The following is a 24,429-nucleotide window of genomic DNA, read 5'->3' on the forward strand; positions in this document are numbered from 1 at the left end:
TGAAGCGCAGGCTAATTCGAGGTGACGGGCTCTGACGTGCGCACCAGGGCCTCACGTTTGCGCAGGTACCAGACGGCGGGTCCGGCCAGGAGCCACGTCACGACGATGACCGATCCGGCGGGAATCAGCGCGACACTCGCGCTGCGGCCGGCCACCCGGACCAGGTCGGGGTCGGTCTTGTAGTACTCGACCTCGATGCGTTGTCCGACAGTCAGATTGGTGGGATAGAGCACGCCGAGTTCGGGATTGTGGTTCGCGCCGTCCGGCGTCACGAAGCTGATAGCGGACCGCAGCGAACCGGCGGAAAGCACCTCGGCGGTTGCGGTCCCCATGTTCGATTCGATGGTCCGGTCGTTCCGCCAGGCACCGAGTACGAGGATGACCGCGAGAACCGAAATGCCGATCGCAACGACGAGGATTCCGATGCGGAAACGGCGCAGAACCACGTCGCTCACAGTTGCGCTCGCACTGATGCGTGCAGTTCCCGCAAACCGCTGCGGTCGGTGGGAACCTCCAGAACCCGGATACCTGCGGCGGGTTGTGCCAGCGCTTCCGTGAGCTTGTCAACGCTCACGGCGGTGTGCGGAACGCGGTAGGCGGCACACAGTGCTGCCAGGTCCATGCCGTGTGGCGTGCCGAAGACCCGCTCGAACACTCCGGCGTACTGCGGATCGCCTTGCTCGAGCAGTTCGAATATTCCGCCGCCGTCGTCGTTGGCGACGATGATCGTGAGGTCGCGAGGCCGCGGTTCCCCGGTCCCGATCAGGAGCCCGGAGGCATCGTGCAGGAAGGTGAGGTCGCCCATCAGGGCGATTGTTCGTCCCTCGTCGTAGGCCAGAGCAGCGCCGACCGCGGCCGAGACCGTGCCGTCGATCCCGGCGACGCCGCGGTTGGACAGCACTCGCACCGACGACTTCGGGTAACTCACCAGCGCCGCGTCGCGTACCGGGTTGGAGGCTCCGAGCAGCAACTGGTCACCGTCGCCCAGAGAACCCATCACCGCTGCGGCTACGTGCAGGCCGGTGGCCTTGGGGTGGGCAGCCAGCTGCTTGGCGACGGCCGCGTCGGCGTGCTCGGTCAGCGACATGCATCGCGCGATCCACGCCGGGTCCGGTGTTCCGCTCACGACGGCCCTGGTTCCGGTGGCAAGGACGTTGCCGGACACGTCGGGCCAGCGCGGCCCGGTAGTGAGCGCATAGACGTCGACGCTCGGGTCGGCCAGCACCTTGGACACCTGACGATGCAGCGTGGGACGGCCGGTGATGACTACCTGCCGGGGTTTGAGTTGCGCCAGAGCCAGGGGATGCAACGCAATTCCGTGCAGCGGCGCGGTGGGTTCGGCGACGGTCGGCAGTCCGGCGAGTTCGGGTCGCAGCGCGCTGCCGTGGCCGGAGACGACAACGGTGTCTGCGGTCAGATCCAGGTCGAGGGGGACGTCGAGTGTTGCGTTCTGCGTGGTGGTCCACGCTGCGCCGCCTGGCCGACCTTCCGGAACCGGCCCCTGCACATGCACGTCGGGAACCAGCGGTTCGCGCAACGGTATGTCGAAGTGCACGGGCCCGGCGTTGCCTGACCGGGTTCCACGGGCAGCGGCGAGTACCCGGCACACCGCGGAACGCCACTGGCTGTTCTGCGTCGTATCGTCTTCGGCCAGCCCGAGGCTGATGGTGGCGCGCACCTGGCTGCCGAACAATCCGAGTTGCTCGACGGTCTGGTTGGCGCCGGTTCCGAGCATTTCGTACGGCCGGTTGGCGCTCAGGACTACCAGAGGCACTCGTGCGTAGTTCGCTTCGAGCACTGCGGGTCCGAGGTTCGCGACGGCCGTTCCGGACGTCATGACGATCGGCACCGGACGCTTGCCTGCGATTGCCAGTCCGAGCGCGAGGAAGCCGGCTGTCCGCTCGTCGATCCGCATGTGCAGACGCAGGCGTCCCTCGATGTCTGCGGACTGAAGGGCAAATGCGAGCGGCGCGTTGCGTGAGCCTGGGCAGAGCACGACTTCACGCACGCCACCACGAACCAGTTCGTCGACGACGGCTGTGGCTTGTGCTGTGGACGGATTCACGCCTTCAAGAGTGTCAGATGTTCGGGCCGGGCCGTTCCGAGGGGCGAGTCTGCGGCACCATGTGTGAGTGCGCACACTCTTCGATCCCTCCGACACCTCACCCCGCCGGTTCTACCAGTTGCTCACGGCGACGGTGGTTCCGCGGCCGATCGCCTGGGTGTCGACGCTCTCGGCCGACGGCGTCGGCAATCTGGCGCCGCACAGCTTCTTCACCGTGGCCAGTGCGGCTCCGCCGGTGGTGCAGTTCACCTCGGTTGGCCGCAAGGACAGTTTGCGCAATATCGAGGCGACCGGCGAGTTCGTGATCAACGTGGCAACGGCGTCGTTGTTCGACATGATCAACGACAGTTCGGCCCCCTACGCTCCCGGCGCCGACGAGTTTCTCGAGTTGGGTATTCGCAGTGAGCCGAGTGAACGCGTGCGCCCGCTTCGCGTCGCGGAATCGCCGGTTGCGATCGAATGCACGTTGCGCCAGGTCATCGAGGTCGGTGATTCGTTTGTGGTGATGGGCGACGTTGTTGCCGTCGCGGTTCGCCCGGACGCGTTGGCCGACGACGGCTTGCCGGAGTTCGCGGCGTTGGCACCGTTGAGTCGGTTGGGCCGCTCGGAATGGGGCCTGCCGCCGGAGGTTGTCGTGAAAGAGCGGCCCAGCAGACCAAAGCGATAAGTTAGGATTGCCTGACCTACTGTCGTCGATCGAGGGTTCCGTCATGGCCAAGCGCTCCAAGTTCGTGAAACCGGTGTCACGCAGCATCACGTCAGCCGAAGTTGTCGCGAACAAACGGATCAGTCCCACCTTCATCCGCATCACGATTGCCGGCGAGGAGCTGGGCACCATCACCCCGATGGGCGCCGATCACTGGTTCCGCCTCTTCATCCCGCAAGCCGGCCAGAGTGAGCTGCAATTGCCGTCCGCGGCAAACAACCTCTGGTATGCGCAGTACCTGGTGATGTCCAAGGACACCCGTCCCGTGGTGCGCAATTACACGATCCGCGAGTACCGGCCCGCCGGATCCGGGCTCTTCGGCGACGCAGCGGAAATCGACATCGACTTCGCCTTTCACGGCGATATCGGTCCGGCATCCGCGTGGGCTGACACGGCCTCGAGCGGCGACAAGGTAGCGCTTCTCGACGAGGGCTGCATCTACAACCCGACCGCCGACTGCACCTGGCAACTCCTGGTCGGAGACGAAAGTGCCCTACCGGCAATCGCCGGAATTCTCGAGACTGCAGACGCCGATCTGCGGGCAGAGGTCTTCATCGAGATCCCGAACGTCGAGGACAAGCAGGACCTCCCGCAGCTCGCTCACGTGAACGTGCATTGGATCATCCGGGAAGACACAGACACCAAGCCCGGAGCACTTGCCCTCGAGGCTGTTCGCGCGGCCGAACTTCCCGAAGGCCCGTCGTACACGTTTGTCGCCGGCGAGCAGGCCCTCACCACCGGGCTACGACGCCACCTCGTGAACGACCGCAAGTTCCCGAAAACCGACATCACGTTCACCGGGTTCTGGCGCGACGGCCACGCTGCGAACTGATCTGGCACAACGAAGAGCGGCCCGGGAGTGAAACCTCCCGGGCCGCTCTGTGTCGTGCTGGTCGAACTTATGCGGCGTGCTTCTGGATCAGATCACCCAGACGCGGCAGTGCGGCCGTTACGTGCTTCTGCGCCGAACCACGCAGCTTGGAGTACATCGACTTGACGACGGCCTTGTCGCTGCCTTCGATGCGCTCGTCCGTCACCTGGAGCAGTGAGTTGGCAACGGCGTCGCCGCGAGCCGTGATGAACTCCGCGAAGCTTCCGCCGCCCGAGGCGGAGAATTCCTGCCAGTACGGCTCGAGCTTTGCCACGAATTCGGGCAGAAGTGCGGTGACTGCGTCCGGCACGATGGACGGGCTCACCTTCTTGACTGCGCCGTAGCCGCCCTTGAGAGCTAGCCCTGAGGCCCCCGACTTATCCGAAACCTCTGCGTCGATCAAGGTCTGCACGTCCGCGACGACCGCGGGAAGCCGTGAATCCTCGAGCAGGGTTTCGTTCAGAGCTGCAACCACTTTCGATCCCTTCATTCTTGACTGATGTTCATCAGGTCGGGCCCGACACTATACGAAATTCAGCGCGCCTCGTTGATCGAGTATCCGATGACAGCGGCGGACGCGGCCCAGCCACCACGCGGTGCGTTCGGGCGTGGCCGTCAGCTGCGCGAGGATCGACGGATCAGGCTCGACCGCGTCGACGGACAGAGCACCCGAGATTGCCGGATCGATAACTGCGACGTCCCGGACGAACAGCCCGCCAGTGCCCAATCCGCACGCAAACGGCAACTCGGGCAACGCAGCTGCGGCCGCGAGCCCCGACGCCATCCCGACTGCCGTATCGAGCGCACTGGACACCACCACCGGCACGCCGTACTCGGCCAGTTGAGTACTCAACGCGACCACCGCGCGCATACCGCCGAGCGGGGGCACCTTCACTATCGCGACGTCTGCTCCCCCAGCGCGCACCACTCGCAGCGGATCTTCCGCGCGCCTGATGCTCTCGTCCGCGGCAATCCGCACACCCGTCCCCGCTGCGCGCACCCGCACCAGTTCCTCGACGCTTGCGCACGGCTGCTCCGCGTACTCGAGTTCACCGCCTTCGGTCAGCGCCCGCAGCGCCACAACGGCCTCGTCGACGCTCCACCCACCGTTTGCGTCGACACGCACATTGGGGATGTGCCGACGGACCTCGTTCACCCGGGCAATGTCATCCGCCAACGACTGTCCTTTTTCGGCGACCTTGATCTTGGCTGTTCGCGATCCGGGAAAACGCTCCAACAATTCCGGCACCGCCGACGCGTCGATCGCGGGAACCGTGGCGTTGACCGGCACCGTGGCCCGAATCGCAGGCGGGGGGCCGAGCCACGCGGCTTCGATGCCGGCGCGCAGCCAGTGCGCGGCTTCCTCGTCGTCGTACTCGACAAACGGAGCGAACTCCCCCCATCCTGCCGGGCCGCGCAGAAGCAGCGCCTCACGCGTCGTGATCCCGCGAAAACGCACCCGCATCGGCAAACTCACCACAACTGCGTCGGCGATCAGATCGTCGAACGACGGCAACTCGAAGATGGGAGACATGTCAGGGCTGACCGGGGAGTAGCTCGATCATGAGCGCGTCACCGTCGACAAGTAGCTTTCCGTCGAGGTCGGTCAGCCGTGCACTGACAAACGTCTTACGGCCCTCCACCCGATCCACTTTTCCTTCGATCACCAATTGCGTGTTCAGCGGGGTGATCGCGCGGTAGTTGATGTGCAGGTAACCGGTTCGCGACATCGGGCGGCCACCCGCGTGGGTGGTCATGCCGAAGATGTCGTCGAACAGCAACGGCACGATTCCGCCGTGCGCCGCGCCGTTGCCACCGAGGTGGTAGCGGCGGAACATGCCGGTGCTGCGCACACCTTCGGCGTCGAATCTCTCGATTGTCCAGGGCGGCATGAGGAGACTGCCGCGACCAGGCAACTGAATATTCGAGCCTGCAGGCGACGCCCCTTCGGGCACCTCGTGCGGGGCCAGTCGATCGGCAAGTTCCTCCGCTTGCGTGGCGATCTCCGCGAGAACTTCGTCAGGGACGTGCGTCGACACCGCCAGGTCCTGCAACCTGCGCATCGCCTCGACGAAACGACCGAAGTCGGGACCTGCAGGTGTGTGGCGGAAGACCGGGAAACCGCCTCGACGCTCGTCGGGAACGACGGTCTCCTTGCCTTCTACGGTGGGTTCGCTCATGACCTGCACGTTAGCGCGTGGGGGAACATGTTCTACTCCAGGTACTCGTCGGGGTTACGATGCCTGCCTCTATCGTGACCTACGTGACCTTCAACCCGCAGCTTTGGCGCCCCGTTCCCGGATTCGAGAATCTCACCGACATCACGTATCACCGGCATGTCAGTCAAGGCACCGTTCGTATCGCCTTCGACCGCCCCGAAGTACGTAATGCCTTCCGCCCACACACCGTCGACGAGCTGTACCGGGCACTCGACCATGCCCGGATGACGTCCGACGTCGGCGCCGTGCTGCTCACCGGCAACGGACCGAGCGAGAAGGACGGCGGCTGGGCCTTCTGCTCCGGCGGCGATCAGCGCATCCGTGGCCGCAGCGGCTACCAGTATGAGGAAGGCGAAACGGCCGACACCGTCGACAAAGCTCGTGCCGGACGCCTCCACATCCTGGAAGTGCAGCGATTGATTCGTTTCATGCCCAAGGTGGTCATCTGCCTGGTCAACGGTTGGGCCGCCGGCGGCGGACACAGCCTGCACGTCGTCTGCGACCTCACCCTCGCGAGTCGTGAACATGCCCGCTTCAAGCAAACCGATGCCGACGTCGGAAGCTTCGACGGCGGGTACGGCAGCGCTTACCTCGCAAAGATGGTGGGCCAGAAGTTCGCTCGCGAAATCTTCTTCCTCGGCGACACCTATTCCGCTGAGGAAATGCACCAGATGGGCGCGGTCAACAAGGTTGTCGATCACGCCGAACTCGAGAACGTTGCCATCGAGTGGGCAGGCAAGATCAACGGCAAGTCCCCGCAAGCTCAGCGCATGCTCAAGTACGCGTTCAACCTGCAGGACGACGGCCTGGTCGGCCAGCAGCTATTTGCCGGTGAGGCAACACGTTTGGCATACATGACCGACGAAGCCGTCGAGGGCCGCGATTCCTTCCTCGAGAAGCGTGATCCCGACTGGTCGCCGTATCCCTGGTATTTCTGATTGCCGAGCATTTCTGATATCGCCGAGCGAGACGTGGAAGGATGGTTCCGTGGAGATTCTGAGCAGCCGAACGATATTGCGCCCCGACGACTACGAGCTGACTCTGAGCTTCTACCGAGACACCCTCGGGTTGGCTATCGCCCGTGAATACCCCGGCGGCACAGTGTTCTTCGCCGGCCAGGGGTTGATCGAGATCGCCGCACACGGCGCCGCAGGCAACGGTGGGTTCCGGGGCGCGATCTGGCTGCAGGTTCGCGATCTCACGGCCGTGCAAACGGAACTGGTGCTCGCCGGAGTCAAGATTGCCCGAGAGGCACGTCAGGAACCGTGGGGTCTTCACGAAATGTGGATCGCCGATCCCGACGGGACGCCGATCGTCATGGTGCAGATTCCGGACGATCATCCGATCCGACGCGACTCCCGAACGCCGCAGTAGTCTCCGAGCGAGTCTCCGGGCGCACGAAAATGCCCGCCACAGTTTCCGTGGCGGGCATTTTCAGTTGAGCCGGGTTCAGATGCGGGTGTTCAGTGCCTGTGCGATCTGATCGGTCTGGGCCTGGCCTTCGAGCAGCTGACGCACCAGCCACAACCGCAGGACCTTGGCGACGGACGCGGCGATGAACATCGCGGCTCCGATGACCGTCAACGCCAGGAACGCGATCGCCAAGATCTGGTACGACGCGATGTTGCGCAGGTCCGATTCGGTGAGCGAGGAGATGTAGAGGACGAATGCGCCGACTACCCCCACGATCATCAGGATCAGGCCGCCGAACAGTGTTTTCGCGTCGCCGCCGGACTGTCCCTTGTCGAGTTTGAGGTCGGTGATGTTCTTCTTGAACTCATCACGGCGATCTTCAACTGTCGTCATCGTCATCCTCCTAGATAACTGGTAGAAAGTTCTTCTTCGATCTCATGCGGGTCACCGACCCGAGTAACGCGACCCTGCAACATCAACGCCGCCGACGTCGCGATCGGCAACACCGCCCGCGCGAACTGCTCCGCCACGAGGATGGAAATACCTTCCGCGGCAAGTGAACCCACCACGTCGTACATTTGCGAGACAATCCGTGGTGCCAGACCCATCGACAACTCGTCGAGCAGCAACACCGTCGGATGAGTTCCCAATGCCCGCGAGAGAGCGAGCATCTGCTGCTCACCGCCCGACATCGAACCCGCCAACTGACTACGCCGCTCCCCCAAAATCGGGAAACGTGTGTACGCAACCTCTTCCAGGTCCGCGAGCGAGGCTCCGGTTCCGGTGGCGATCCACAGGTTCTCCCGCACCGACAGGTTCGCGAAGATCCCGCGGCCTTCCGGGATGGAACACACACCCAACCGGGCGAGTTCGGACGCTTCGATTCCGTTGACGACCCGTCCGGCGAGTTTGAACTCCCCGCGTGTGAGCGGTAGGACACCGGAGCACACCTTCAACGTCGAGGTTTTTCCGCCGCCGTTCGGCCCGAGCAACGCCACAACAGCGCCGGGCTGCAGCACGAGGTCCACGCCGTGGAGGACTTCGATGGCCCCGTAACCGGCACGCACACCCGATAATTCGAGCAACGGCTCCGGACGGATCGTCTCGGCCGCTGCCAGGTCGATCGTTGCTGCGGTCATACTGCCTCCTCCTCGGTGCCGATGTACGCGGCGATCACTTCGGGGTCGGTGCGGATCTTCTCCGGATCACCCGAGGCCAACACCGCTCCGTAGTCGAGTACGTGAATCGTCGAGCACACCTTCATCACCAACGGAATATCGTGCTCGACCAGACAAATTCCCAGACCCCCGGCTGCGAGGTCGGTGAGCATCTGCGCGAACACCTCCGTTTCCTGCTCCGTCTGACCCGATGCCGGCTCGTCGAGAAGCAGAATCCGCGGGTTCGTCATCAAGGCTCGCGCGACCTCGACGACTCGGGCGCGGCCGGTGGGGATGTCGGAAACATCCTTGGCCGCTACATCGCTCAGGCCGGTCAGCTCGAGCAGTCGATCCGTTTCGGCGTCGACGTCGATCTTGTTGCCGCTGTTCGCTTTGTGGATATCGCCGGCGACGCGCAGGTTGTCGCGCACCGACAACGAGACGAACAACTCGAGGCGCTGGAACGTGCGCGCCAAACCTTTGTTGGCGCGCTTGTGCGGAGCCAACTTCGTCACGTCCACACCATCGAGGAAGACCTGTCCCGACGTCGGTTTCTGCAACCCGGTGATGGTGTTGAACAGGGTGGTCTTCCCGGCACCGTTCGGGCCGATCAACCCGGTCACCGTTCCCGGGGCCACCGTCAGGGACACATCCTTGACGGCCACGTGGCCACCGAAACGTACCGTGACACCGCGGGTTTCGAGCAAAGGCGTCTCAGACATGAGCGGCCAACTCCTTTTCGGACTTGCGCAGGTCGATGCCGAGTTCACGGTCGAGTTCGCCGCGCACCTCGTCGCTGTACGGGACGTCGATCCCGACCTCTTCCGGGACAAGCGTCTTCTTCGCCGCCAACTCCTCGGGGGTGAGAACTGCTGCCGGCATGACCATTTCACCGATCACCGGCAACAAGAACACCACCGCGATGGTGATGGAGGCAAACCACCAGTTCCCGAGCACCCCACCCAAGGCGAGCAGATACGTCACCGCGATCACGGCGGCGCCGCCGTAGAGGACCGGCTTCGCGTTCATCAAACGGCGGTACCCTTCGACGACCTGGTGGATGGTGCCGCTGGGGTTCGCGCCGACACCGATACCGATCAACGCCGGGCTCACTGCCGCGATGTTGCCCAGCAGCAGCCACATTCCCTCGAGTTCGGGCTGCGCCGACGCGAGGTTGGTGAACGAGACCATGATGACGGCAAAACCGATGCCCGCCATCAAACCACCGAACAGGGCGCCACTGACATAACCGATCCCGGCGACGACGGTGAGCATCAGCAGCGACAACGAGACCATGATCGCGAAACTTTCACCCGAGACCGAGCCCATCGCGCTCGACATCAGGATGCCGCCCAATCCGGCGATGCCGGAGGAGATCATGAACACGCTGAGCTTGAGCCGAACCAGGGACTGGCCGAGCATCGCCGATCCGGCGGGGCTGTCCTTCATCGCTGCGAGTCGACGGCCGTAACCGCTGTTGCGCAACGCGATCACTCCGACACCGAGCACGGAGAACAGTGCGGTGACGGTCATCAGGAACACCGTGTCGTTACTGAGATCGAGCGGCCCGACCTTCAGCGGCGGGATCGCGATGTTGCCGTCCTTGAACAGCGAGTATCGGATGCCGAACATCTCGTGTTCGGTGGTATCACGCAGGACCATGTTGGAGAGGAACACACCGAACGCCATCGTCGCCAAAGCCAGATACAACCCGCGCAGACGCAGCGCCGGCAATGCGACGAGACCACCGATGACGGCGGTGACAAGCACACCGACGATGATGCCCCACAGGTTCAGATGCGCCGCCAACCCGCTACCGGAGATACCGAAATGGAACGCCACGATGGTGGCGATGGCACCGAAAGAGACCGGCGCCAAGTTCAATTCACCGGCATACCCGGTCAGCAACGTCAGCGAGAGCGCGATGATCGCGAACGTCATCCCGATCGTCAACGTCGTGATCGCCGACGTCACCATCAGCAGACGCAGCAGGTACACGATGACAATGAGCGCGACACCCCAGATGACGGCCTTGCGGACCGACGGGACGTGATACCGCTCGCGAGTACGAGTGACGGCGCCGCGCAGACGGTCCTGCGGCAGCACGATCAGCACCACGAACAACGCGATCATCGGCAGGGAGACACGGAAATTCGACGTCCAACTCCAACTCGTCGGGAAGTACGCCAACACGTACGTACCGGCGAGACCGAGAACCACGGCGCCGACAAACGTGCGCGGAATACTGCGCAGCCGACCGAACATCGCGGCGGCAAACGCGTCGATCACCAACAGCGTCAACATGTTCGCTTCGAGGGTGCCGCCGCTGATCGGGGTGATCAAGATACCCGCCAACACCGCCAACGTCGATCCCATCGCCCACGACAACGCCGCCAAGCGTTCCGGGTTATGACCGTTCAGGCGCAACAAATCCGGATCGTCGACAACACCGCGCATCGCGACACCGGCGCGGGTTTTGGTGAACAGGATCCGCAGACCCACCGCGATACCGATCGCGACGAGGATGCAGATCAACTCGTGGTAGCGGATGCTCGCACCGAACACCGTGATCTTGGACTGATCACCGAAGAACATCTGCATCGTGCGCGCGGTCTCCGGATGCCAGAACCAATGCGAGATCGAGAGCATACCCAGCAGGATCGACACCGTGACAACAATTTTGGTGACCTCCGCCGTATCGCGCAGGCCCTTCATGATGAACACATACAGGCCCAGCCCCATCAACGGGCCGACCACAACCAAAGAAATCAACAGCGCAACCACGGTCGGGAGTTCCCAGCCGTACCGCAACTGCCAGTAGATGAACGCGCCGAGCATCGCCTGAGCGCCGTGCGCGAAATTGAAAATTCCGGACGTGTTGTACGTGAGCACCAACCCGGAAGCGGCGATCGCGTACACCGATCCCAGGACCAAACCCAGGATCGTGAAAGTGACAAAAGTGTTCATAACTGAACCCTCGTTAGGGGAGGAAAGGTGGCGCGCTGCGCGCATACGCGGAGCGCGCCACCTTCCTCAGGTGAATCAGGACTGCGGCTTGATCACATTCGCGTTCTGGTACTTCGTGGAGATGCGATCGGCATCCAGATCGGTGCCCCACGTGCTCTTGTCCGTGGCAACCATGTACTTCGGGTCGCACTTGAACTCGCCTGCCGTCGTCGGGAACGCCTGTGAGTACTCGGCGCCCTTCAGTGACGTCATGAGGCCGCAGGTGGCCGGCATGTTCTTGCCCGGATCGGTAGCGGCATGCAATCCGCCGCCGTCCCAGTCGTCGATCTTCGACAGTTCGTTGACCATGCACTGGCGCGTCAGGTCGCTGCCGCACTCATCCGCAGCGGTGGCCCACAGCAGGAACGACGATGCAGCCTGCATACCGAGAAGTGCCGTCTTGCCGCCCTGCTCGTTGACCAGGTCGACGTACTTCTTGACAGCGGGAACCTTGTCCGCGTTCTCGAGCATCTGGAAGGTCATGCCGGCGTTCAGGTTGTCGAGCAGGCCGGTGTCCTTGTTCCAGGAGGCGATGGACTCGCCGTACCAGGTGGCCTCACCGAAGAAGATCGGATCGATGCCGACCTGATCGAGAGACTTGACGAAGTTCAGCTCGGCCGGGCTGGCCGAACGCGAGGTCCAGATGCCTTTGGCACCGCATTCCTTGAACTTCTCGGCAAACGGCACGTAGCTGGATTCGCCCTCGTAATTCAGCGTGACGCCGCAGTCCTTGAGCTTGAAGCCCGCAGCCTGGGCGATGGACCGAATCTTGTTGGTGGAGGTGATGATCGTCGGCATCGTGCTGTTGACGACGTCGAAGTCGTTCAGCAGGTCCGGATGCATCTCGGCCATCTGGAACCACTGCGAACCGTTGGCGTAGTCGACGGGGAACGGGACACCCTGGAACGTCATCGGTCCGTTGGCGGCGTCGGGCGACACCGTGAATCCGGGAACCGCAACCATGTTGCAGGCCACGCGGGTCTGCTCTGCTGTCTGGTCCATCGCGAATCCGTGACCGACCAACATGAACTGGCTGGCGCAGGCTTCCTGCATGACCGAGTTGGCCTGCGTCATCGCCGCGTCGTAGTCGGTACCGACAACCTTGCGGCCGTTGATGCCGCCCTGATCGTTGCACCACGAGATGAGGGCGTTGACCGCGTCACTCATCTCCTTGTTGAGGCCTGGGGATTTCACGTAGCCGCGGTCGTCGCCGAAGCCGATCTTGATCTCGGTGTCGCTGACACCCTGATCCGTCGCGCCCTTCGCATCTCCGTCGCCGCACGGCGAATCCAGGGTTCCGAACTTGGCATCGGAACTCTTCGACGCAACGTCGGCCGTCGCAACGGATGCACCGTTCGACGTTGCCGACGGGTCGTCACCGCGGTCGCCTGCACAGGCAGAGACCAATGCAGCAGTTGCGGCCAGTGCCACAACCAGCTTCGCGGTCTTGTTGGGCTTCACTTCGAAACTCTCCTTCTCACACACGTGCGCTGCCGAACAGCGCGCTCAGTGCCGTAGGTAATCAGCGATCAAAACGCGACGAATGTGCTTTCCCGGTCAGTGAGACGGAAAAGTGAAACGCAACACAAGAGTTCGGAGCAGTGTCACTGAACACGCCCTCAGCTGCGGTAGCGCAGCCCACGCGCCCGCCTCTACCTCATGTCACGGAAGGTCACATCTCGTTGGCTGTACATTTACGCGTTCGATACGCACAATTCACGTTGTGACCGCAGAGCTCGTAATCCTCCTGGTGGTAGTTGTCACCGCCCTCGCGTTCGATTTCACGAACGGATTTCACGACACAGGCAATGCAATGGCCACATCCATTGCCACCGGCGCACTCAAACCGAAGGTCGCGGTCACACTCTCCGCAATCCTGAACTTGGTTGGTGCCTTCCTGTCCGTCGAGGTTGCGGCGACGGTCGCCAAAGGCGTCGTCAACCTGGGCGCGGTCAGCGGACAGGACCTTCTGCTGATCGTTTTTGCCGGTCTGGTCGGCGGCATCATCTGGAACTTGGCGACGTGGTTGCTCGGCCTCCCGTCGAGTTCGTCCCACGCGCTGTTCGGCGGTCTGATCGGCGCGGCGATCGCGTCCATCGGAATGGGCGGCGTCGAGTGGGGTGGCGTACTCACCAAGGTTGTCGTTCCGGCACTCCTGGCCCCCGTCGTGGCGGCACTGGTTGCCGGCGTCGGCACCAAGCTCGTCTACCGGATCACCGCGTCCGTCAAGGAAGACGAGCGTGAGCGGGGATTCCGTTTCGGTCAGATCGGCACCGCTTCACTGATCTCCCTTGCGCACGGCACCAATGACGCCCAGAAGACAATGGGCGTCATCTTTTTGGCCTTGGTGGCTCACGGATCCATCACCGCCGAGACGGAGATGCCGTTCTGGGTCAAGTTCACGTGTGCCGTCGCAATTGCGTTGGGTACCTACCTCGGCGGATGGCGAATCATCCGCACACTCGGCAAGGGTCTCGTCGAGATTTCCGCACCTCAGGGACTAGCTGCCGAAGCATCCTCGGCCGCAATCATTCTTACGTCGAGCCACCTCGGACTCCCGCTGTCCACGACTCACGTTGCCACCGGATCCATCCTCGGCACCGGCCTCGGCCGCAAGGGCGCTGAAGTTCGCTGGGGCGTCGCCGGACGCATGGGTGCCGCGTGGCTGATCACTCTCCCGTCGGCCGCAATCGTCGGCGCGATCTGCTGGGCCATCGCACATTTCATCGGCGGACTCGCCGGTGTTCTGGTCGTCTTCGCCGCCCTGATCGCGTTTGCGATCTTCATGTACGTGCGTTCGCGTAAAGAACCTGTCGACGCGGCCAACGTGACCGCTGAGTGGGACGAGAATCAAGCTGTGCCCGTCGCAGATCCGACACCGACCCCCGAGACCACCCACAACTCCTGAAAGGGCAGACGAGAATGCATCTCCTCACCGACACTCTCGAATCACTCTGGCAGGTAGTTGCCGTCGGCCTGCTCTTCGGCGCCGGATTGCCCGCGATATTTGCGCTCGGCCTCAAATCGCTGAGTCTGCAGAACGCCGACGGCTCCGACGGGCCGACTGCGCTCGGCAAGGCCGGAGCCTATCTGTGCTTTGCCGTCGTGCTGATCACGATCTTCGCTGGGATACTGCTGCTGATGAAGAACTTCCTGGCCAGCACGTTCGGAATCAACGTCTTCTGAATCCGGCGCAAGGGCGATCCGACTCCACCACCGAAACGAAAAAGAGGCCGAGGATTTGAGCAAGTATTCATTGCGCAGCGTGCTCGACTGGCTGCGGGCGGGATACCCCGAAGGAATCCCGGACAAAGATCATTTTGCGCTGCTCGCCGTATTGCGTCGACGCCTGACCGACGAGGAAATCGAACAGGTCGTCGCGATGTCCATCGAATCCGCGCACGAAGTTCCGGATCGGCACGTCGACTACGACACGCTCCGGGCGATCATCGAGGGGATCCTCCACGAGGAATCCTCCGAAGAGGACGTCGAACGTGTGACTGCGCGTCTGCGCGCAGGCGGGTGGCCCGTCTTCGACGACAACGCCGAACATGAAGTTCGAGATGTGAGCTGACGTCATGGCCCTTCCGCCCTTCCTCACCTCGATAGTCGGTTGGTTGCGGGCCGGCTATCCCAACGGCGTTCCCGAACAGGACTACATTCCGTTGTTTGCTCTGCTGACGCGTCGACTCTCGGAAACGGAAGTCGACGCGGTTGCCGACGCGTTGATCGAAGACGGTGATCTCCCGATCGAGAAGACCGACATCCAGGTCCTGATCACCAAGATCACCAACGAGATGCCGCTGGAGACCGACGTCGATCGTGTCCGCAGTCATCTTGCTGCCGGCGGCTGGCCGCTGGCCGGACCGGACGTTCGACGATGAATACCCTCGAAGCACTACCGATTCCGCAGGGCGCGTCCGTCCTCGAAGTCTTGCCGCACATCGCCCGGATACTCGACGGCACAGGCCCCGCCGTTCTCCCTGTCCCGGCCGCTGATTCGCGCGAGAGAGCCAGGCTCTCCGACGCTCTGCATCCCGGCGAACCCATCGACGACGGCATTGCCCTGGTTGTGGCGACATCGGGAACCACCGGCACTCCGAAGGGAGCGATGCTGCGCGCCGACGCACTACGCGCGAGCGGCGAGGCCACCCACGAGTACCTCGGCGGGCCCGGTTCCTGGCTACTCGTCCTTCCGCCGCACCACATCGCGGGCATGCAGGTTCTGCTGCGCAGCGCTCTCGCCGGAACAGAACCCGTTGTCGTCGACGTCAGCTCGGGTTTTGATCCCGCCGCGCTTCCCGCTGCGGTTGCCGCGATGAGTGGCCCGCGAAAGTACACGTCGATGGTCCCGACACAGTTGGTCAAAGCGCTGTCAGATCCCAGTGCTGTCGACGCGCTTGCCTCCCTCGACGCCGTACTGCTCGGTGGAGCCGCAACTCCCGTACCGGTTCTCGAGCAAGCCACCGCGGTGGGCATCGAAGTTGTGCGAACCTACGGCATGAGCGAAACCGCCGGCGGATGCGTGTACGACGGAATCCCATTGTCCGGGGCGCGGATTCGCATCGACAACGGCCGAGTTCTGCTGGGCGGGCCGATGCTCGCGTCCGGGTATCGTGGACTCCCGGATCACCCGGCCTTTTCCGAGCCCGGCTGGTTTCGCACCGACGACGCCGGATCGGTAGTCGACGGCGTACTGCGCATCAGCGGACGCCTCGACGAAGCGATCTCCACCGGCGGACTGACAGTGGTGCCGCAGGTCGTCGAAGCCGCACTCGCTGATCATCCCGCTGTTCGGGAGTGCGCTGTCATCGGCGTCGCCGATCCGCGCCTCGGCCAACGGGTCGTGGTGTGCGTTGTACCCGAAGGCGCACCCCCGACGCTCGAAGAATTGCGCGCCCACGCTCAGCGCACTCTCGATGTGACCGCAGCGCCGCGCGAGCTGTTCGTCGTGGACGCACTCCCCCTCCGTGGCCCAGGCAAACTCGACCGGGCGGCTCTGGTGGCCAGGTTCGGCTGAAGTTCTGCGCACTGGAGCCTATTGCTCTGTGCTCGTTGGACTCTGCGCCAGATAGGCACGTTGCACGGCGTCGAGGTCCGCACCGATCTCTGCTGCGGTGCCTTCCATCATCACTGCGCCTCGGCGCAGGACGTACACCCGATCCGCTACCGCGAGCACCTGCCGCACGTGTTGTTCGACGAGGAGTACACCGAGACCCTGGCGGTCCGCGGCCTCCCGCACCACGGCGAGTAGGCGCTGCACGATCTGCGGCGCAAGCCCAAGCGACAGTTCGTCGGCCAGCAGGAGACGAGGTTCCCGGGCCAGCGCTCTGGCCAGCGTCAGCATCTGTTGTTCACCACCTGACAGTAGGCCTGCCGGACGCTTCAGGAGAGCGCGCAACTCGGGGAATATCGCGCAGGCTGCGTCTGCGGATACACCTGCCAGGCGGAGGTTCTCGGCCCCGGTCAGGCCCATGATCACGGACCGTTCCTCGGTCACGTAGCTCAGACCGCGACGCGCCAACGACGACAGGGACGAACGCCGACTGGAGCCGAGTACCGAGATCTCGCCCGATATCGGGGCAAGTTCTCCGGCCACGGTGAGCATGGTGGTGGACTTGCCGGCGCCGTTGGCGCCGATAAGTGCCACCACCTCCCCCGATCGCACCGTGATGTCGAGGTCACGGCAGACCACCGCCCCCGCGTAACCCGCACTCAGGCCACGGCATTCGAGGACAACGTCCGCCGCCACCGTCTTCTCACTGGTGCTTGTCATCGTGTTGCCTCCGTTGTCGTCTCGATGTCGGTACCCAGATAGGCGTCGCGGACAGCCGGGCTGGAGGCAATCTCGTCCGGTGTTCCGGACGCGATCACCCGGCCGGCTTCGAGCACCACGATCCGATCGCACGTGGACATCACGAGTCCCATGTCGTGTTCGACGAGAAGCACCCCCGCGCCGCGTTGTACGGCCAAGTGCCGGATGGCAACTGCGAGTTCACGGCTCTCGGCGTCGTCCAGTCCGGCTGCCGGCTCGTCGAGCAGGATGACGGACGGTGCGGAGGCAACCGCTCGGGCGATGCCCACCAGCCGTCGCCGACCGTACGACAGTTCGCCCGGTAACTTGTCCAGATCGTTCTCCAACTCGAAGTCCCGCACAACGGTCGACGCACTCGGTGAGAGTGGATGACGGCCGGGGCGAATCAGGTCGGTAACCCATGTGCGCCAAGTCGATTCGTCGGCGCCGGCATGGATGTTCTCCCCGACGGTGACGTCCTCGAACAGCTCGAGCGACTGGAAGGAGCGGCGGAGCCCACCTTTGGACCTGCGCGCAGTGGACCACCCGGTGATGTTGTTGTCCCCCAGGGTGAGTTGCCCCGCCGCTGGGCTGACAAATCCGGTGATCGCGTCGATCACCGTGGTCTTCCCGGCCCCGTTGGGTCCGATCAGACCTACCACTTGCCCCGGCGCAACATCGAGGTCGACACCGTCGACCGCGACGACGCCGCCGAATCGCACCGTCAATCCCCGTACGATCAATGGCGTCGGGGTTACCGAACCAGTTGGCGATTCATCCGAAAGTTGATGACCACGGCCCTTTTTGCGGGTGCCGAGCGTGCTCAGCCCTGGAACCGACCGAAGCCCGCGCGAAATCATGTCGGCGATACCGTTCTGGTTGGTGAGCAGAGTGACAATGAGGATCACACCGCCGAGCAGTGCGGCCAGAGCCAAGCCCGAGAGCAGTCGGCTGAACAGCGCTCCCGGCGCCATCAGCGCACCGATGACGCTACCCAGTACAAAGCCGAGGCCGCCGGTCACCGTCTGGACTACGGCATTGATCGACGCGAACACGTTGAACTCGAGATAGGTGACCGCGGTGTTGCGTAGACCGAGGAGAATGCCTGCCACAGCAGCCAAACCGGCTGCAAACGCAAACGCGTAGATCTTGACGGCAAACACGCTGATCCCGAGCGACGCCGCCGCTCGCTCGTTGGTCCGCACAGCGATCAACCGTCTGCCGGTGCGCGAGCGTCGCAAATTCGCGACCATCAGTGCACACAGCACCAGCGCTACGAGGCACAGCAGAGCCCACCGCTCGGGGTAACGCGTTGGCGTCACCTCCAGCCCGAACAGTCTCAGCTGGTTGATCTTCACCGAACCCTCGAGCTTGTCGCCGGTGAAGGTCGGATTGTTGAACACCATCTCCTGGATGGTGAACCCGAGCCCCAGTGTGACAACCGCCAGATTCACACCCCGCGTTCGCAACGCCGGCAGCGCGAACACCACCCCGATCACAATCACCGCCACCACGCTCACCAGCGCCGCCGGCACCAGTGGCCAACCGGCCTGCCCGACGAGCCGCGCGGCGAACAGCGCACCAAGGCCACCGACGGTGTACTGGGCGAGCGAGAGCTGGCCGGCAAAACCCGTCAGGACCACGATCGAGAGCAGGAACACCGCCGCAGCCAGAGTCAGCGTCAAGGACCGCAGCCAGTCGCCACCGGCCGCAATAATGCCGACAGCCACCAGAACTCCGAGTATGGCACCTGCCCAACGGATCTCGCCTGATCCGAGTTTGGGCAGCCGCTCGGAAACATGACTGCGCAGCGGCAACCCCTTCCCCCGCACAACGAGCACCACCAGGATCACCGCGAACGGCACAGCCCGATTGACGCCGGTGAGCGTCTCCATCCCGAGGAGATCCCGCAGGCCGTCCTGATACAGGACGACCAGGCTCTCACCCACACCCAGCAACAATCCGCCGAGCAGAGTGAGTGGGAAGGAGCGGAAACCACCGAGCAAAGCCGCGGCAAGCGCCGAGACCGTCACGATCACCACAAACGCCGACGGAGTGAGCCCGGTCAAGGGCGCCACCAGGATTCCCGCGGCACCGGCGAGCGCTCCGCCAACGGTCCAGGTCAACGTTGCCAGACGCTGCGGAGACCAGCCGAGCGCAGCGGCCGCTCGCTCGTGCTCGGCGGCCGCGGTAATGGCCAAGCCCACCCGGGTGAACGTGGTCCAGGCCCACAGCGCCGCCGTCGACACCACCGCGATACCCAGCAGGATCATCCGATCCTGCTGTACCACAACACCTCCCCAGTGATACGCGTCGTCGGGCAGGAAGGCACGCACCCGGATCGGGGTGCTGCCGTAGTACTGCTGCACCCCGGCCTGCAGGATCACCATCAAGCCGAGGGTGGCGGCCAGCCGGACGATCGGCGCGGCATTGGTGAGCCACCGCAACACCAGCAGCTGAAATGCCAGTCCGATCAGTCCAGCCACTACCGTTGCCACGAGGAAAGCCGGAACCAGGCCCCAATCATGATCGCGCTGAAGGGTTTCCAAACTGAAGTAGGCCCCCACCATGGCGATCGCGCCTTGCGCGAAGTTCACCACCCCGGAACCGCGATAAACCAGCACGATGCCCTGCGCCAGGAGCGCGTAGGCAGAGCCAGCCCCCAGGCCGAGAATCGCAAACTGTAGGAACTCAGTCATTCGTCAATCTCCAGGGTGAATTCGGCTCAGGCAGTAGGGTTGCGCAGGTCGTACTGAACCGGATCGGTGATGACAACGTCACCGTCGAACGTCATCCGGTACATCATCGAGTTCGAGACGCGCTGGAAGATCCCGAAAGGCTCGACCGCACTCGGCGTCCAAGAGGGCACAAGGCCCGCCATGTCAAGGGCCTTGGCATTCTCGAATCCCTGCATGACCGTGTTCTTGTTGACATCCTTGAGATCCTTTGCGACCTCACCGAATGCGCGCACCGTCAACCACGGGTTCATCGCGTCGCCGTTGAGGTTCTCGCGCCCCAGTTCGTCCTTACCGGACTTCTCCATGTCTGCCAGGAAATCCTTCAGACCGGGAAAGTCGTCGGTGCTCGACGACGCTGCGGGAGTCGGGCCGGTGTACGTCGAGGACGTGGCGAAGGTGCCGAGATCCTGCAGGTCCGCCTGGGAGAAGCCCGCCGACCCCAACGCGAAAGTCAGCTTCGATCCGAGCTGCTCGAACGACTGCGCGATCGGGTTCGCGTCGGCCGCACCCAGCGCCATGATCACGCCCTGCGCGCCGTTGCGCTCCGCCGCCGCGATGAACTGGGTGTAATCGGTCGCACCGGTACCCACTGCGACGTCGTTGACGATCTCCGCCCCCTTGGCCTGCACCGCAGGGGTCAGCAAGCCGACCAGCTGTGCGGTTACCGGAAGGTCGGGGCGCATCAAGGAAAGCTTGGTCTTGCCCTGTGCCACCAGCATGTCGATCATTCCGTACAGGTTGAGCAGTGAACCGGAGAACGGCGTGTAGACGTTGGTCGCGGTGAAGTCGGCCATGTTCACCGGGTTCAGCCCGATGCGGGCGATTCCGGCGTCCAGCAGGATCTTCGACGACGCCTCCGACGAAACCGGAGTGAAGTCCGCGAGCGTCGCGACGGCCCCCTCGGAGACCATCTTGTTCGCGCAGTCGACCTCCTTGTTCGGATCACCCATGGAGTCGCACTGAATCAGCTCGAGGGGGCGTCCGTTCACGCCGCCCCGATCGTTGAAAGCGTCGACCGATGCGACCATGCCGGCGGCGTAAGCGGCGGAGCCGAGCCCCGGCGCCTCGATCGGAGCGATCTGACCTACCTTGATCGGATCTCCGGTCGCGGCGTTCTCGGACGGGTCCGAACCACTATCGCTGCTACAGCTCGACACGAGCAGTCCTACAGCCGCGAGCGCGGCGATTGCTGGGGTCATTCTCTTCAAGTTCACGTGCGCGTCCTTTTGTGTGTAGACAGCGATGTTTCGGACGCCCTGCCCTGGCCTGATCCACTGAGCTGCGACTACTCAGCCGAGGAAGCGCCAGTCCGTCCGACTTGGCAGCAGCGTATTAGAGCGAGTCGCTCCGTAAGGGCGGTTTCGCGAAATTTCGTTACGGAGCGCTATGCAATGTTACGTTTTGCCTGGTTCGCGCACGGCTCGACAAGCTCCCGCAGGCCGAATGTTCAGCCGCAGGCCTGATCACCCGCGCGGCCGAACATTCAGCGCGCGACGCCGCGCACGCACGCCCGATCGAAGCGCTCCCGCACCCGTTCGAAGTCCCGCAGATCCGCCCACACCCAGCGGAATACCTCGAACCCCGCATCTCGGATTGCGTCCTCGCGCAGTTTCTCGCGCTCCACCACCGCACCCGGATTCTCGCTGCGGTACTTCACCATGCCGTCGAACTCGCCCACCACCCCGAATTCTTCCCAGAAGAAGTCGACCCTCCCGATGAACCGTCCGCCGAGGCGGATCTCCTGCTGCAAGGTCGGCATCGGCCATCCGTCGGCGCGCATGCGCACCCGGCTGATGGACTCCCCTGGGCTCTCGGCACCGGGTTCGATGAACTCGGCAACCACCCGCGCCCGGCTCATTCCGCGGCGGCCGTGCAAACGTTCGAGCACGGATGCAAGATCGTCACGTCTCATCCCCCGGCGCAGTGCACAGTCGCCGATCACCACGGCATTCTCAAACGATGTCGTGCGCGCGATATCGACAATCGTGCGCGCCAGCGACGTCGTTGCCACACCGTCGACAAGCACGATCTCCTCCGGAACCAGCGGTGCCGGATGAAGGTGGAAGGTGGCACTCTTTCGCCCACCCGAGCTTCTGTTCCGCGTCACGTGCACAACATTCAGGCCTAACCCGCCGCAGTCCAGACCGTGCATCACTGCCGCGGATACATGGCTGACGATTGCGCCCGGTCCGCAGGCTGCAGCGGTGGCGAGGGCGGTGTGGCGGTGACGGGCTCGCACATCGAGTTCACGGTAGTGATCGGCCCGCATGTAGATTCCCGCTGCGATTCGGTGCAGCTCTCCGCACCTGACGGCCCGCTGCAACTGCGCGTCGCTGATGCCGTCCCGATGGGCCTGTGCCCGCGTGAGAATTCCCATGTGGCGAGCGTGCCGCCTCTATCGGCATACGTCAGCAACAAATGTTCGGCTGGGGATAACGCTGCCACTGTGGAGAAGCCTGCCGCTATGGATAATACTGCCGCGCGCAGAATCAGCACACGCGCGCTCGATCAGGGCTGCGGCTGCATAATCGCCCTGCGGCGCGGGGCACAGTCACCCTCGCACGGCTGCGCAAGTTCCACGCAAGGCAAATGCAAGCGCACTCTGTCACGCTTGATCCCATGAACCACACAGCTTCACCTCTTGCCATCGAGGCCGAGGGCCTAGTCAAGATGTTCGGTGAGCAACGCGCTGTCGACGGAGTCAGCCTCACCGTGCCCACTGGATCGGTGTTCGGCGTGCTCGGCCCCAACGGCGCGGGCAAGACCACCACCGTTCGCATGCTCGCCACCCTCCTGCGCCCCGACGGCGGTGAGGCCCGCATCTTCGGCCGCGATGTCAGCCGCGAACCCGTGGCAGTGCGATCCCTGATCGGCGTGACCGGGCAATACGCGTCCGTCGACGAGGACCTGACGGCCACCGAGAACCTGGTGATCTTCTCCCGTCTGCTCGGTCTGAGCCGCAAGGACTCCCGCAAGAAATCACTCGAGCTTCTCGAGGAATTCGACCTCACCGAAGCCGCAGCCAAACCTCTCAAGAACTTCTCCGGCGGAATGCGTCGACGCCTCGACCTCGCGGCCAGCCTGATCGCCCGCCCGCCTCTGTTGTTCCTCGACGAACCCACGACCGGCCTCGATCCGCGTACCCGCGCCCAAATGTGGGAGACGATCAGGCGACTGGTCGCCGAGGGTTCGACGGTCATGTTGACCACGCAATACCTGGACGAGGCCGATCAGTTGGCCGATCGGATCGCGGTGATCGACCGTGGCCGAGTGATCGCAAACGGCACAGCCGACGAGCTCAAGGCGTCGGTGGGCATTTCGTCGTTGCATCTCAAACTCGTCGAGCGCGATCGAACCGACGAAGCCCGATCCATTATCGCGTCGATGCTCGGTGTCGAGGTAGGTGTCACTCCCGAGGTCGGCCGGATCACCGCCCCGCTGAGCGACCCATCCGTAACCGCCGATCTCCTGATCCGTTTGCGGGAGCGCGGCATCGCCGTCGACGAGATCAACGTGCAGAAGCCCAGTCTGGACGAAGTGTTCCTCACCATCACCGGGCATCAACCCGAAGACCATGGACGCAACGACGCCGATTCCGACAACAACTCCGATCGGATTCCCGCATGACCACTACTCTCACCACTACCAAATCGCCAGTCGCCGATCTCACTTCGGCTCCGCGGCGGATCAGTCTCGAGCAGAGTTTCGCGAATACGTTCACGATGGCGTACCGCGGCATTCTCAAGATCAAGCACAATCCCGAGCAACTGTTCGACGTTGTCATCCAGCCGATCATCTTCACTCTGATGTTCACGTACATCTTCGGCGGCGCCATCGCCGGCGACGTCACGGCGTACTTGCCGACGATCATCCCCGGCATCCTCGTCCAGACGGTCATCACCGGTTCCATCGTCACCGGCACTCAGCTTCGTGAAGACATGGACAAGGGTGTGTTCGACCGCTTCAAGTCGTTGCCGATCGCCCGTATCGCTCCCCTGTCCGGCGCCTTGCTCGCCGACGTCGTGCGGTACGGCATCGCCACCACCATTACGTTCATCGTCGGTTTTGCCATGGGATATCGCCCGGCCGGCGGTGCGATCGGCATCCTGTCTGCCGCGATTCTGGTGATGGTGTGCGCGTTCTCGATCAGTTGGATCTTTGCACTCATGGGCGTGATGATGAACAAAGCGTCTACGGTGCAGGGCGTTTCGATGCTCGTGCTGTTCCCCCTGACGTTCATGTCGAATGCGTTCGTCGATCCCGCCACCATGCCGAGCTGGCTGCAGAAGTTCGTGAACGTCAATCCGGTCTCACAATTGGTGACCGCAGTTCGCGAACTCGCGAACGAAGGCCACTTCGGTATTCACGTGGTGTGGTCGCTCGTCGGAGCGGCAGTCATCGTGGCCGTGATGGCACCGCTGACCGTACGGATGTACATGCGCAAGACGTAAAGAGAGACG

General features: G+C 63.5%; 25 protein-coding genes. 11 read left to right on the top strand and 14 right to left on the bottom strand.

Annotation, left to right across the window (positions count from 1 at the left end; genetic code table 11):
* Nucleotides 1–11: 11 nt before the first annotated feature.
* Nucleotides 12–455, bottom strand: a complete 444-nt coding sequence (locus FEZ60_RS13605; protein ID WP_033236475.1) for a DUF3592 domain-containing protein — start codon at nucleotides 453–455, stop codon at nucleotides 12–14.
* The gene (gene menD / locus FEZ60_RS13610) at nucleotides 452–2,065 is read right to left on the bottom strand and encodes a 2-succinyl-5-enolpyruvyl-6-hydroxy-3-cyclohexene-1-carboxylic-acid synthase (protein WP_172936290.1); all 1,614 of its coding nucleotides are present in this window, start codon (nucleotides 2,063–2,065) and stop codon (nucleotides 452–454) included. The genes FEZ60_RS13605 and menD overlap by 4 nt, the downstream gene beginning before the upstream one ends.
* Before the next feature lie 67 nt (nucleotides 2,066–2,132).
* On the opposite strand from menD, the gene FEZ60_RS13615 reads away from it, so the two are divergent.
* A complete protein-coding gene (locus FEZ60_RS13615) occupies nucleotides 2,133–2,732 on the top strand; it encodes a flavin reductase family protein (protein ID WP_045071007.1) in 600 nt (199 codons plus the stop codon).
* A gap of 43 nt (nucleotides 2,733–2,775) precedes the next feature.
* Nucleotides 2,776–3,603 (top strand): siderophore-interacting protein, encoded by an 828-nt coding sequence (locus FEZ60_RS13620; RefSeq protein ID WP_116102011.1) that lies wholly within the window; start codon nucleotides 2,776–2,778, stop codon nucleotides 3,601–3,603.
* Nucleotides 3,604–3,670: 67 nt separating this feature from the next.
* Here the strand turns inward: FEZ60_RS13620 and FEZ60_RS13625 are convergent, their stop codons facing one another.
* The 3 genes from FEZ60_RS13625 to FEZ60_RS13635 are packed head-to-tail and all read right to left on the bottom strand — an operon-like array spanning nucleotide 3,671 to nucleotide 5,822.
* A complete protein-coding gene (locus tag FEZ60_RS13625) occupies nucleotides 3,671–4,117 on the bottom strand; it encodes a hypothetical protein (protein ID WP_033236504.1) in 447 nt (148 codons plus the stop codon).
* A gap of 48 nt (nucleotides 4,118–4,165) precedes the next feature.
* Nucleotides 4,166–5,176 carry an o-succinylbenzoate synthase gene (locus tag FEZ60_RS13630; protein ID WP_116101726.1) on the bottom strand — a complete coding sequence of 337 codons (1,011 nt, stop codon included), beginning with the start codon at nucleotides 5,174–5,176 and terminating at the stop codon, nucleotides 4,166–4,168.
* 1 nt (nucleotide 5,177) lies between these two features.
* On the bottom strand, nucleotides 5,178–5,822 hold the full coding sequence (locus FEZ60_RS13635; protein WP_045071274.1) for a PaaI family thioesterase: 645 nt from the start codon (nucleotides 5,820–5,822) through the stop codon (nucleotides 5,178–5,180).
* An 83-nt stretch (nucleotides 5,823–5,905) separates the two neighbouring features.
* Between FEZ60_RS13635 and FEZ60_RS13640 the strand changes: the two genes are divergently transcribed.
* Complete coding sequence (locus FEZ60_RS13640) at nucleotides 5,906–6,799, top strand: 1,4-dihydroxy-2-naphthoyl-CoA synthase (protein WP_172936291.1); 894 nt, start codon at nucleotides 5,906–5,908, stop codon at nucleotides 6,797–6,799.
* A gap of 49 nt (nucleotides 6,800–6,848) precedes the next feature.
* Nucleotides 6,849–7,235: a VOC family protein gene (locus FEZ60_RS13645; protein ID WP_033236479.1), complete on the top strand. Its 387-nt coding sequence runs from the start codon at nucleotides 6,849–6,851 to the stop codon at nucleotides 7,233–7,235.
* Nucleotides 7,236–7,310: 75 nt separating this feature from the next.
* Here FEZ60_RS13645 and FEZ60_RS13650 read toward each other — a convergent pair whose 3' ends face one another.
* The 5 genes from FEZ60_RS13650 to FEZ60_RS13670 all read right to left on the bottom strand — a co-directional run bounded on the left by FEZ60_RS13650 (nucleotide 7,311) and on the right by FEZ60_RS13670 (nucleotide 12,898).
* Nucleotides 7,311–7,673 (bottom strand): hypothetical protein, encoded by a 363-nt coding sequence (locus FEZ60_RS13650; RefSeq protein ID WP_172936292.1) that lies wholly within the window; start codon nucleotides 7,671–7,673, stop codon nucleotides 7,311–7,313.
* Nucleotides 7,670–8,413, bottom strand: coding sequence for an ABC transporter ATP-binding protein (locus tag FEZ60_RS13655; RefSeq protein WP_172936293.1), 744 nt, complete (start codon nucleotides 8,411–8,413; stop codon nucleotides 7,670–7,672). Before FEZ60_RS13655 ends, FEZ60_RS13650 begins: the two co-directional genes overlap by 4 nt.
* On the bottom strand, nucleotides 8,410–9,153 hold the full coding sequence (locus tag FEZ60_RS13660; protein WP_092801985.1) for an ABC transporter ATP-binding protein: 744 nt from the start codon (nucleotides 9,151–9,153) through the stop codon (nucleotides 8,410–8,412). Before FEZ60_RS13660 ends, FEZ60_RS13655 begins: the two co-directional genes overlap by 4 nt.
* The gene (locus FEZ60_RS13665) at nucleotides 9,146–11,398 is read right to left on the bottom strand and encodes an ABC transporter permease (protein ID WP_172936294.1); all 2,253 of its coding nucleotides are present in this window, start codon (nucleotides 11,396–11,398) and stop codon (nucleotides 9,146–9,148) included. Before FEZ60_RS13665 ends, FEZ60_RS13660 begins: the two co-directional genes overlap by 8 nt.
* 75 nt (nucleotides 11,399–11,473) lie before the next feature.
* A complete protein-coding gene (locus FEZ60_RS13670) occupies nucleotides 11,474–12,898 on the bottom strand; it encodes an ABC transporter substrate-binding protein (RefSeq protein ID WP_045063800.1) in 1,425 nt (474 codons plus the stop codon).
* Between the two features lie 262 nt (nucleotides 12,899–13,160).
* On the opposite strand from FEZ60_RS13670, the gene FEZ60_RS13675 reads away from it, so the two are divergent.
* From FEZ60_RS13675 to menE, 5 genes are read left to right on the top strand one after another with little or no spacing between them, the layout of a single operon-like run.
* Nucleotides 13,161–14,345: an inorganic phosphate transporter gene (locus FEZ60_RS13675; RefSeq protein ID WP_033235447.1), complete on the top strand. Its 1,185-nt coding sequence runs from the start codon at nucleotides 13,161–13,163 to the stop codon at nucleotides 14,343–14,345.
* Nucleotides 14,346–14,359: 14 nt separating this feature from the next.
* Nucleotides 14,360–14,623 (top strand): hypothetical protein, encoded by a 264-nt coding sequence (locus FEZ60_RS13680; protein ID WP_141484749.1) that lies wholly within the window; start codon nucleotides 14,360–14,362, stop codon nucleotides 14,621–14,623.
* A 55-nt stretch (nucleotides 14,624–14,678) separates the two neighbouring features.
* Entirely contained in the window at nucleotides 14,679–15,011 is a 333-nt protein-coding gene (locus tag FEZ60_RS13685; RefSeq protein WP_033235449.1) for a DUF3349 domain-containing protein, read from the top strand.
* A gap of 4 nt (nucleotides 15,012–15,015) precedes the next feature.
* On the top strand, nucleotides 15,016–15,321 hold the full coding sequence (locus tag FEZ60_RS13690) for a DUF3349 domain-containing protein (RefSeq protein ID WP_033235450.1): 306 nt from the start codon (nucleotides 15,016–15,018) through the stop codon (nucleotides 15,319–15,321).
* Nucleotides 15,318–16,457, top strand: coding sequence for an o-succinylbenzoate--CoA ligase (menE, locus tag FEZ60_RS13695; RefSeq protein ID WP_172936295.1), 1,140 nt, complete (start codon nucleotides 15,318–15,320; stop codon nucleotides 16,455–16,457). Before FEZ60_RS13690 ends, menE begins: the two co-directional genes overlap by 4 nt.
* Nucleotides 16,458–16,475: 18 nt before the next feature.
* On the opposite strand, the gene FEZ60_RS13700 is transcribed toward menE, so the two are convergent.
* The 4 genes from FEZ60_RS13700 to FEZ60_RS13715 form a co-directional block, all read right to left on the bottom strand.
* Entirely contained in the window at nucleotides 16,476–17,213 is a 738-nt protein-coding gene (locus tag FEZ60_RS13700; protein WP_172936296.1) for an ATP-binding cassette domain-containing protein, read from the bottom strand.
* Entirely contained in the window at nucleotides 17,210–19,930 is a 2,721-nt protein-coding gene (locus FEZ60_RS13705; protein ID WP_172936297.1) for a branched-chain amino acid ABC transporter permease/ATP-binding protein, read from the bottom strand. Before FEZ60_RS13705 ends, FEZ60_RS13700 begins: the two co-directional genes overlap by 4 nt.
* Before the next feature lie 26 nt (nucleotides 19,931–19,956).
* Nucleotides 19,957–21,183 (bottom strand): ABC transporter substrate-binding protein, encoded by a 1,227-nt coding sequence (locus FEZ60_RS13710; RefSeq protein WP_172936298.1) that lies wholly within the window; start codon nucleotides 21,181–21,183, stop codon nucleotides 19,957–19,959.
* A 269-nt stretch (nucleotides 21,184–21,452) separates the two neighbouring features.
* Nucleotides 21,453–22,346 (bottom strand): type IV toxin-antitoxin system AbiEi family antitoxin domain-containing protein, encoded by an 894-nt coding sequence (locus FEZ60_RS13715; protein ID WP_172936299.1) that lies wholly within the window; start codon nucleotides 22,344–22,346, stop codon nucleotides 21,453–21,455.
* A gap of 242 nt (nucleotides 22,347–22,588) precedes the next feature.
* Between FEZ60_RS13715 and FEZ60_RS13720 the strand changes: the two genes are divergently transcribed.
* Together FEZ60_RS13720 and FEZ60_RS13725 are read left to right on the top strand one after the other, a co-directional pair.
* Nucleotides 22,589–23,596: a daunorubicin resistance protein DrrA family ABC transporter ATP-binding protein gene (locus FEZ60_RS13720; protein WP_033235454.1), complete on the top strand. Its 1,008-nt coding sequence runs from the start codon at nucleotides 22,589–22,591 to the stop codon at nucleotides 23,594–23,596.
* Nucleotides 23,593–24,420: an ABC transporter permease gene (locus FEZ60_RS13725; RefSeq protein ID WP_033235455.1), complete on the top strand. Its 828-nt coding sequence runs from the start codon at nucleotides 23,593–23,595 to the stop codon at nucleotides 24,418–24,420. Before FEZ60_RS13720 ends, FEZ60_RS13725 begins: the two co-directional genes overlap by 4 nt.
* Nucleotides 24,421–24,429: the final 9 nt, after the last annotated feature.

The organism is Rhodococcus sp. MS16 (assembly GCF_013277795.1).
Taxonomy (GTDB): Bacteria; Actinomycetota; Actinomycetes; order Mycobacteriales; family Mycobacteriaceae; genus Rhodococcus_F; species Rhodococcus_F globerula.

Bases quoted from the DNA above. Each gene is read 5' to 3' on its own strand.
- FEZ60_RS13620 (WP_116102011.1), top strand. From the start codon at position 2,776: ATGGCCAAGCGCTCCAAGTTCGTGAAACCGGTGTCACGCAGCATCACG.
- FEZ60_RS13630 (WP_116101726.1), bottom strand. From the start codon at position 5,176: ATGTCTCCCATCTTCGAGTTGCCGTCGTTCGACGATCTGATCGCCGAC.
- FEZ60_RS13635 (WP_045071274.1), bottom strand. From the start codon at position 5,822: ATGAGCGAACCCACCGTAGAAGGCAAGGAGACCGTCGTTCCCGACGAG.
- FEZ60_RS13650 (WP_172936292.1), bottom strand. From the start codon at position 7,673: ATGACGATGACGACAGTTGAAGATCGCCGTGATGAGTTCAAGAAGAAC.
- FEZ60_RS13655 (WP_172936293.1), bottom strand. From the start codon at position 8,413: ATGACCGCAGCAACGATCGACCTGGCAGCGGCCGAGACGATCCGTCCG.
- FEZ60_RS13660 (WP_092801985.1), bottom strand. From the start codon at position 9,153: ATGTCTGAGACGCCTTTGCTCGAAACCCGCGGTGTCACGGTACGTTTC.
- FEZ60_RS13665 (WP_172936294.1), bottom strand. From the start codon at position 11,398: ATGAACACTTTTGTCACTTTCACGATCCTGGGTTTGGTCCTGGGATCG.
- FEZ60_RS13680 (WP_141484749.1), top strand. From the start codon at position 14,360: ATGCATCTCCTCACCGACACTCTCGAATCACTCTGGCAGGTAGTTGCC.
- FEZ60_RS13690 (WP_033235450.1), top strand. From the start codon at position 15,016: ATGGCCCTTCCGCCCTTCCTCACCTCGATAGTCGGTTGGTTGCGGGCC.
- menE (WP_172936295.1), top strand. From the start codon at position 15,318: ATGAATACCCTCGAAGCACTACCGATTCCGCAGGGCGCGTCCGTCCTC.
- FEZ60_RS13700 (WP_172936296.1), bottom strand. From the start codon at position 17,213: ATGACAAGCACCAGTGAGAAGACGGTGGCGGCGGACGTTGTCCTCGAA.
- FEZ60_RS13705 (WP_172936297.1), bottom strand. From the start codon at position 19,930: ATGACTGAGTTCCTACAGTTTGCGATTCTCGGCCTGGGGGCTGGCTCT.
- FEZ60_RS13715 (WP_172936299.1), bottom strand. From the start codon at position 22,346: ATGGGAATTCTCACGCGGGCACAGGCCCATCGGGACGGCATCAGCGAC.
- FEZ60_RS13720 (WP_033235454.1), top strand. From the start codon at position 22,589: ATGAACCACACAGCTTCACCTCTTGCCATCGAGGCCGAGGGCCTAGTC.
- FEZ60_RS13725 (WP_033235455.1), top strand. From the start codon at position 23,593: ATGACCACTACTCTCACCACTACCAAATCGCCAGTCGCCGATCTCACT.